Origin of the sequence: Streptomyces sp. NPDC002044 (assembly GCF_040296725.1) — a bacterium.
Taxonomy (GTDB): Bacteria; Actinomycetota; Actinomycetes; order Streptomycetales; family Streptomycetaceae; genus Streptomyces; species Streptomyces antarcticus.
On sequence record NZ_JBEOXU010000211.1, the window covers coordinates 1 to 8,194 of the forward strand.

Here is an 8,194-nt window from a genome sequence, read left to right on the forward strand (position 1 = left end):
GAGCCGGACCGCTGGCTGGTGGTGGAGGACTGGAACCCGGTCGGGCTGCTGCCGACCGGGAGCGTGCCGCACCATGCGGTGCTGGACGCGCTGGCACCCCCGCTCCTCAACAACCGCTCCCTCAGCCGCGGCGCCTGCGGGTGCGCTTGACCTGGAGCTGTTCGAAGCGGGGCCCGTCGCCCTCCCGGACGCGCGCCCAGGCCCGCCGGTACAGTTCCGCGGCCGGTTCGCCGGGCACCAGGACGCCCAGGGCCGGCGCGCCGCCCGCCGCCAGGCCGTACAGCGGGAGCTTCCACTGTTCCACCGGCAGCACCGGTGAGGACTGCTCGCTCCATCCTCCCGGCAGGAACAGCGTGCGCCCCGCCCGGGCCCGGTTCGCCGTCACCACCAGGTCGGTGGCGGCCAGTTCGGCGCGGGCCGCCTTGAGGCGGGCCGGCTTCCAGCCCGTCCAGCGCGCCGTGTTGCGGTCGGTGGGGTCGGGCATGGCCAGCAGTGCCAGGTACAGGGCGGCCGCGTCGGCGCCGAGGCCGTGGGTGGCGGAGACCTCCGCCACCACCTCCGGCACCGAGCGGCTCGGGTCCTGCGGCCACCACGTGCCGTCCGCGTCGGCGGTTCCCGCCGCGGGGGTTCCCGGGTCGGCGAGCAGCGCGGCGAAGCGCGGGTCGTGCACGGCCCGCAGCGCCACCTCCACGCCCGAGGGGTGCTGGTCGGTGCCGCGCAGCATCGGCAGGTACGGGTCGGAGCCCGTGGAGTCCAGCAGGGACGGCCGCAGCGCGGGCCTGGGCCGGCCGTCGGCGGTGGGCAGCAGGACCGCGCCGTAGCGCTCGTGGTCCCCGGCGGTCTCGGTCGGGGTGCCCGCCGCCGACCGGAAGTCGGCGAGGCTGGTGTAGGTCCAGAAGCCGAGCAGCAGGTCGGGCGCGGCCAGCCGCTGCCGTACGGCGGTCAGCGCGGGCGGCAGCACGGCCCGTACGGGATCGCCCGCGGGCAGCCGGTGCGCGAGCCAGGCGGCCAGGGCGACGGTCCCGGACAGGACGGAGGAGGTGAACGGATCGGTGGCCGGTTCGCGGGGCTCCGCGTGGTCGCCCCGCACGGTCCACGCGACATCGACGCTCAGCTCCCGCGAGGCCGCGGGGTCGAGCAGGGCCGGCAGCGAACGGTGCGCGGGCCACCCGCCGGACACGGCGCGCGCGGCCTCGGTGGCCAGCCAGTCCGGTACGGGCGTACGCCGGCCCACGCGGGCGTTCCACACCTGAGCGGCGGCGGCCGCGTCCGGGCCCTCGCTCCACAGCCGGGCCGGATCGGCGGGCAGCAGCGCGGCGACGACGGCCCGTCGCACGTCGACGTCGAGGTTCCTGAGCTCGTCGCGGGCGGTCGCGGCGTCGGCGGCCTTGAGGCCGAGGGCCGTACGCAGCTCCGTGGGCAGGAAGTTGCGCCCCCAGTCGTCGATGTGCGGCATCCCGGCGACCACGAGCCGCGCGAGCGCGCCGGAGGTTCCGGTGAGGCGGCCGAACTCCTCGGCGGTTTCGGCCCGGAAGGGCGCCGGGCCGTGCTCGGCGGCCGCCGCGAGGAACCCGGACAGCCAGCCGGGGCCGCGCCGACGGTCGCCGAGCGGGGCGTCCCCGCGTGCGGTGTAGGGGCCGGGCACCTCGAACCGGCCGGTCGGGTCGTGGAACAGGGCGCCGAACTCGTGCCCGTCGGGGACGGACGCGGAGTGCTCGGTGAGGGCGAGCGCGGCGCCGCCGCCGAGGGTGAGCACGGAGCGCTGGTGGAGGTTGCGGCCGATGCCGTCGGGGGTCTCCAGGTGGCGCCGGTCCAGGTGGAGCAGGACCCGGCGCCAACGGTCCGCGGAGCCTTCGGCCGAGGCCAGGCCGAGGGCGTCGACGGCGGCGAGCAGCCCGGTGAGGGCCGCCCGCTGCTCCTCGCCGGTTCCGGGCGCGACGGCGCGGTAGGCGACGGCGGCGGGCTCGTCCAGCAGCCCGGTCCACGGCAGCCCGGACTGCGGCAGCGCGGGGGCGTCGAAGTGGAGCCGGCCGGGGATTCCGGCGTCTTCGGTCCGCGCGCGGGCGGCGGCGAGCTCGCGCAGCACCCGGTGCGCGGAGTCGTGGTCGCTGCCCCAGCGGTGGTAGCCGGAGCCGATGAGGCCGCTGAGCGCGTCGCCGATCAGCCGGTCGGCGGGGCCGCGGACGGTGTCCTCGGCGGCTTCGCCGTCCGGGTGGAGCCGGGCGGCGACGGCGTCGAGGGCCTTCTGCTGGGTGAGGGTGAAGCGGAGCACCTCGACGATGCCGCCGATCAGCTGGGGTGCGGTGACCCGCGGCAGGGCCGCGCTCACCAGACCGGGCAGGTCGGTGACGAGTTCGGCCGCGGCGGCGGCCTTGAGCAGGGCGGCGACGCTTTCCCGGTCGGCCGCGCGCAGGGCTGCCGAGCCCTCGGGGTCGCGCGGGCGCAGGGCGTACCAGTGGGACAGCGGCGGGAGTTCGACGCTGCCCGTGGCGAAGGCGGCGTGGCCGTGGTCCCCGCGCGAGGTGGCGGTGACCACGCCGTCCGGGTCGGTGAGGCTGAGCTCGCGCCAGTGGTGGGACAGGGCGCGCGGCCGGTCGTCGCCGGGGAAGGTGACGGCGGCGACGGGCGCGTCGTGGCCCTCGGGGACGGTGACGGACCGGCCGCCGGTGTCGCTGCCGTGCCAGCCGTTGCCCTGGAGGCGTACCGCGCGCCAGCCGAGCAGGCCGTCGGCGGGGGCGCCGAGCACCGAGCCGGCGACCTCGGGCGCGGGGCGCAGCCAGGAACCGTGTCCGTTCAGGGTGGCGGTGTCCGGGTGGCCGTGCGGGGCGTCGGTGAGGAAGGCGGGCAGGGAGTCGCGCCCATAGGCGGGGCCCGCGGGGTCGTATTCGGTCCAGCCGCCGTCGCGGTGCTGGTCGCGGGAGTGCCAGACCCAGTACGAGGTTCCGTCGCCGAGCAGCGGCTTCTCCTCGGGCAGCCGGGTGTCGCCGGCGTGCAGGACGCCCGCTCCGGTGGCGCGGCCGCCGCCCGGCAGGGGCAGGCTGATGTGGTCGGACCGCAGGGACCAGTGGCTGCGGTCGGTCTCCAGGGTGATGACGGTGCCGGGCGAGGTGTGCCAGTAGCCCTGGACCTGGCCGGCGCCCCAGGAGGACCAGAAGACGAGCAGCTCGCCGTCGACGTAGTGGAAGCCGAGGCGGTGTCCGGAGCCGGCGGGCACGCGCAGGTCGTGGGTGAGGACGGTGGAGTCGGCGTCTATGACCCGGACCTGTGTCCGGTTGGCGACGATCAGGTGGGGCCAGGCTTCGACCACGGTCAGGTCGGACGAGTCCCGGTCGGGGGAGAGTTCGGCGACGGCGCTCTCCCACGAGGCCCAGCGCAGCTCCTCGAAGAGACCGCCGCGCAGGGTGCGGGCCAGCGTCTCGGCGAGGTCGGAGGCGGCGGCCTCGGCGACTTCCGCGGGGGCCAGTGCGAGACCTTCGGCGGGCAGCCAGGTCAGGCGCCGGATGGCGTCGGGGACTCCGGGCAGGCCGGTGGCGGTGGAGGCCGCCGCGACGGTGCGCACCCAGCGGGTGAGCAGCGGGCGGCCGCCGGGGGAGGCGGCGGCGGCCCGGATGATGTCGGCGCCGCCGGTGGCGTCGCCGAGGGCGTTCAGCGCCCGGTCGAAGGCCGGGTGGAAGCGTGCGTCGGCGGCGATGGCGAGCAGGTCGCGGCGCTGGTCGGCGCGGGCCCAGTCACGGAGGTTGAGCTGGTCGTGGCGGCGTCGTCCGTCGGTCTCGTCCGGGTCGGCGACGGGGAGGCCGAGGGTGAGCAGGAGGTCGAGCAGGTCGGCGTCCTGGACGCCGATGCGCAGCCCGGCCTCGCGGCCGGGGCGGGCGAGTTCGGTGCGCAGTGCCGGAGCGCACCGTTCGACGAGACCGAGCAGGTCCGGCAGCGTGGGGTGGACGCCCCAGCCGGCGTGCCGGGCGGCGTGGAAGCGCTCCAGCCAGCCGGCGGCGCCGTCGGCGCAGCGCTGGTCCGCCGGAAGGTCCGCGGAGACCAGGCCGGCGGTGGCTCCGGACTCCTCGAGGAGGCCGAGCCACAGGGCGGTGAGGGCGGTGCTGTCGCCGCCGCCGGGCGGCGTCAGCCCGAGGAGGATGCCCCGTACGGCGGGAACGCGCCGGGCCAGCGCGACGAGGGCGCTCCGGTGGGCCCTCCACCAGCCGGTCGCGGCGCGCAGGGTGGCGGGCAGCGGCAGCAGTTCGGCGAGGTAGTCCTGCTCGGGCTCGGTGCCCGTCAGGCCGGCGGCGCGGGCCAGGCGGCGCAGTTCGCCGGCGGCCTGCGCGGAGGGCGGCAGCCCGCCGGCGGTCCGGCGCACGCACAGGCGGCGGAAGCGTGCGTGGGCTTCGGCGGGGGTGACGCGGGCGGCCAGGTCCTTGCCGTAGCCGGTGAGCACCTTCACCGGCAGGGCGCCGGCCAGGGCGAACTCGAGGAAGACGGCGTCGAGGCGGTCCTCGTCGACGTCGAGGCCGTACTGGGCCTCGGCGGTGCGGGCGCGGCCGAACAGCTGGGAGGCGTACGTGGTGTTCTCGACGGCGAGGAAGGTACGGGCGGCCTGTTCGTAGAAGACGGGGAGGAAGTGCGGTACGGACGCGCCGAGCCGGCCGGCGAGTTCGTGGCAGGCGTCGAGGGCGGCCTTGGGCTTGGTCTTGGCCTGGCGGGCGAGCCGGTCCAGTTCGGGGACGACGGCGAGGGCGTGGTGCCCGTCCTCGGGGTGGTGCACGAGGACCCACTCGGGGAAGCCGAGGGCCTGGCGGCGGCCGAGGCCGACGACGGCCGGCTCGTCTCCGTCCCGCACGAGTCCCAGGAACCCCGCGGCGAGGTCCTCGGCGGCGCCGAGTTCGGCGGCGGCGAGCCGGACGACGACGCGGTCGTCTCCGAGGGCGGGGTGCCGGTAGGTGCGCGCGGTCAGCTCGACCGCGCCGGGCCCGGCGCCGGTCGTACCGGGCGGGAGCACGGCGCCCGCCTTGAGCAGGAGCGCGGCCTCCTCGGTGCCCGGCGCCTCGGTGCCCGGCGCCTCGGTGCCCGTCTCGTCCTTGTCCATCCGGTCGGTGCTCACGCGTCCCCGCCCTCCTCGATCTTGCGCCCGGCGTACAGCGCCGCGGCCATCCTCATGCCCTCGGACCAGGCGACCGGTCCGACCTCCGCCAGGCGTACGGCCCGGCCGTCCTCGTCGTGCCAGTTCAGGGCGCCGGTACTCGTCTCGTCCTCGTAGTACGGTTCGCCGATCCACACCGCCGCCTCGACGGCGCGGCCGCGGCCAGCGTCGCGGACCTTGCAGGTCGCGTAGCCGCCGGAGACCCGGTAGCCGAGGCCGGTGGCCCGGGCGGCGAGGCCGAAGCGGGTGGCGAAGACGCCGCCCGCGTAGTCGCGGACCTCGGTGGCGGTCTCCGCGAGCCCGTCGGGCTTGTGCCAGGTGGCGCGGTGGATCTGCTCGACCCGCTGCTGGATGCCCAGTTCGGCGGCGAACTCCCGTACGTCTTCCAGGTCGGGCAGCAGCACGGGGTGCGGCAGGGTCACCGTGCGCGGGGAGAGCCGGACCGTCTCGCCGTCGAGGTCGACCACCTTCAGTTCACCGGAGGCGGTGGCGTCGCGCAGGAAGCCCGCCTCCTCAGGGGCCTGGCCGACGACGGCGAGGTCGCGCAGGGCGCGCTGCCATGCCTCGTCGGGCCAGACCCGGGCGATCAGCGCGGTCGGCACCGGCAGTGAGGACACCATCCAGGCGTCGGCCTGGGCGACGCAGGACGCCTCGTGCCGGTCGAGCCATTCGGCGAGCCGGCGCAGCCGGTCCACCTCGGGATGGTCCTTCAGTGCCTTGGGCAGTGACTTCAACTGCCTCCCGCTCGCGCGGCCGCCGGTCGACCGCGCCGCCACCCGCCCTTCCACCAGGGCGATTTCGTACCCCTCGCCCGCTGCCAGCCATGCCATCCGCCCGCACCTCTCCCGCGTGTCCCGCCCGGTTCCGCGCAGCCCTGTCCACGGGGGTGGGACCCCCCTGAGCTGCGGTATGCCGGGAGACTAGCGAGAGCCACTGACAACACCCTCCGGAGGGTCGTGGTCCGGTTGAATGTCCGGTTCTGGGTAGGCTCCCGGGGACATTGACGCGGAGTCGGGTGTGGGGTGGGGTCATGGTTCGTCAGATACGCGTGCCGGGTGCGGTGCTGGCCGCGGGGTTGCTGCTGGCCGCGGCGGGGTGTTCCGGTCCGGTGGGGACGGGACCCGACGGGAAGCCGCCCTCCTCGGAGCGGACGCCGGCGTCCCCGCCTGCGGACGGGGGCCAACCGGCGGACCCGGGGAAGCCGGGCGGTGGCGGCGAACCGGCGGCCGGTGACGTGCTGCCCGGACTGGTCACCGTGGCCGTGGCCCGTACCCGGCTGGCCGCGCTGAAGGTCGCGCCGGCGGGCACGATGGCGGGGTACAGCCGGGACCGGTTCACGCACTGGGCCCAGCAGGGGAACAAGTGCGACACCCGTGAGACCGTCCTGCGGCGCGACGGCGCCGACGTCAAGCAGGACGGCGAGTGCAAGGCCGTGTCCGGCACGTGGAAGAGCCTCTACGACGCGGTGGTCGTCACCGACGCCGGGAAGATGGACATCGACCACATGGTGCCGCTGGCCGAGGGGTGGCGCTCGGGCGCCGCCGGCTGGGACGCCGCCCGGCGCAAGTCCTTCGCCAACGACCTGACCCACCCGCAGCTGCTGGCCGTGACCGCGGCCTCCAACCGGTCGAAGGGCGACCAGAGCCCCGACCTGTGGCAGCCGCCGGACAAGGCGAGCTGGTGCCAGTACGGCCGGGCCTGGACCACCGTGAAGTCCGCGTACGAACTGACCGTCACCGAACCGGAGAAGAAGATGCTCACCACGATGCTGGACACCTGCGCCTCATGACCGGTGCGACACCCGCGCCCCGGCAGTGGCAGGACGAGGCGAAGGCCGGTCCCGGCGGCGCGATGACGGACGAGGTGGGCGTCATCACCGGCCCGCTCACCCTGCGCACGACGGAACAGGACGGGGGCCTGGTCCGGTTCGACATCCAGTACACCGACGCCGACGAGTGGTACACGCTGACCGGCGGCCCGCTCCCCCACCACGGCGACCCGGCGGGCCTGCACGCGGCCGCCCTCGCCGCGGTCAGGGCGGGCGGCGGGGCCCAGGCCCCGGGAACGGGCCCGGCCTGACCGGGCCCCGCCCTCGGGCGCGGGGCCACCCTCCCGTGCGGCCCCGCCCCGTGTCCCGGCCCCGCCCTTGCCCCCGTGTCCCGGCCCCGCGCCCCGGGCCGGTTCACAGCACGGCGACGCCCAGCGGCCGGTCCCCCGCGGCCAGGCGGCGGGTGACGCCCGAGTCCAGGTCGACGACGGTGATGCCGTTCCAGTACCCGTCGCGGGTGAATCCGCCGGTGACGTAGGCGGTACGGCCGTCCCGGGAGACGGCCACGTCCTCGTGCGGGCCGTCCAGCGGGAACACCCGCTCCGTCCCGTCCGGGGAACGCACCGTCAGCGACGGGCCCTTGCCGTCGCCGGGCTCCACCGCCCCGGTGCCCACCACCAGGAGGCGGCCGTCCGGCGTCGCCGTGGCGCCGTGCTGGTGGGTGTCGGCGGTCATCGGCTCGACGGTGGTGCGCCCGGTGCGCGGGTCGACCACCGCGAGCCGCTCGCCCTCGAAGGGGAGCAGCAGCTTCCCGTCGGCCGGGCGGACGGCCGCGTAGTGCGGCTTGAGCCAGGAGCCGAGTCCGCCCTCGGTTCCGTACGGTGCGACCTCGATCCGGCGCGGACGCAGCGAGCCGGCCGCGACGACGGTCACGTCGAAGGAGTCGTGGCCGGTCACGTACACCTCGGCGCCGTCGGCCGACACGTCCACGTCGAAGGGGCGCCGCCCCACCGGGACGACGGCGGTGACCTCGCGCGTCGCCGTGTCGATGACCTCCAGCACGCCCGTGGTGCCGGGCACGTTGACCCCGGCGTAGGCGCGCGCGCCGTCGGGCGAGAGCGCGATGCCCATGCCCCCGCCGCGGTACTCGCCGTCGGCGGCCGGGCCGGTGTCCGTGCGGTGGGGGATGCGGGCCAGCCGTTCGCGGGTGCGGGTGTCGACGACGGCGACGCCCTCGGCGGTGGCCACCCAGGCGCGGCCGGGGGCGCCGACCGCCCGCCCCGGCCGGGCCCAGC

At 76.6% G+C, this 8,194-nt stretch carries 5 protein-coding genes; 2 read left to right on the forward strand and 3 right to left on the reverse strand.

Features of this window, described 5'->3' with window-relative positions:
* Positions 1-121 precede the first annotated feature (121 nt).
* Positions 122-5,092 (reverse strand): thioesterase domain-containing protein, encoded by a 4,971-nt coding sequence (locus tag ABT106_RS29700; protein WP_502979522.1) that lies wholly within the window; start codon positions 5,090-5,092, stop codon positions 122-124.
* Positions 5,089-5,961, reverse strand: coding sequence for a DUF4132 domain-containing protein (locus ABT106_RS29705; protein ID WP_351283516.1), 873 nt, complete (start codon positions 5,959-5,961; stop codon positions 5,089-5,091). The genes ABT106_RS29700 and ABT106_RS29705 overlap by 4 nt, the downstream gene beginning before the upstream one ends.
* Before the next feature lie 200 nt (positions 5,962-6,161).
* Between ABT106_RS29705 and ABT106_RS29710 the strand changes: the two genes are divergently transcribed.
* The gene (locus tag ABT106_RS29710) at positions 6,162-6,920 is read left to right on the forward strand and encodes a GmrSD restriction endonuclease domain-containing protein (protein ID WP_351283519.1); all 759 of its coding nucleotides are present in this window, start codon (positions 6,162-6,164) and stop codon (positions 6,918-6,920) included.
* Positions 6,917-7,210, forward strand: coding sequence for a hypothetical protein (locus ABT106_RS29715; RefSeq protein WP_351283521.1), 294 nt, complete (start codon positions 6,917-6,919; stop codon positions 7,208-7,210). Before ABT106_RS29710 ends, ABT106_RS29715 begins: the two co-directional genes overlap by 4 nt.
* A gap of 103 nt (positions 7,211-7,313) precedes the next feature.
* Here ABT106_RS29715 and ABT106_RS29720 read toward each other — a convergent pair.
* Positions 7,314-8,194: YncE family protein (locus tag ABT106_RS29720; RefSeq protein ID WP_351283523.1), on the reverse strand; the 881-nt coding region annotated here is incomplete at its 5' end.

Bases quoted from the DNA above. Each gene is read 5' to 3' on its own strand.
- ABT106_RS29705 (WP_351283516.1), bottom strand. From the start codon at position 5,961: ATGGCATGGCTGGCAGCGGGCGAGGGGTACGAAATCGCCCTGGTGGAA.
- ABT106_RS29715 (WP_351283521.1), top strand. From the start codon at position 6,917: ATGACCGGTGCGACACCCGCGCCCCGGCAGTGGCAGGACGAGGCGAAG.
- ABT106_RS29710 (WP_351283519.1), top strand. From the start codon at position 6,162: ATGGTTCGTCAGATACGCGTGCCGGGTGCGGTGCTGGCCGCGGGGTTG.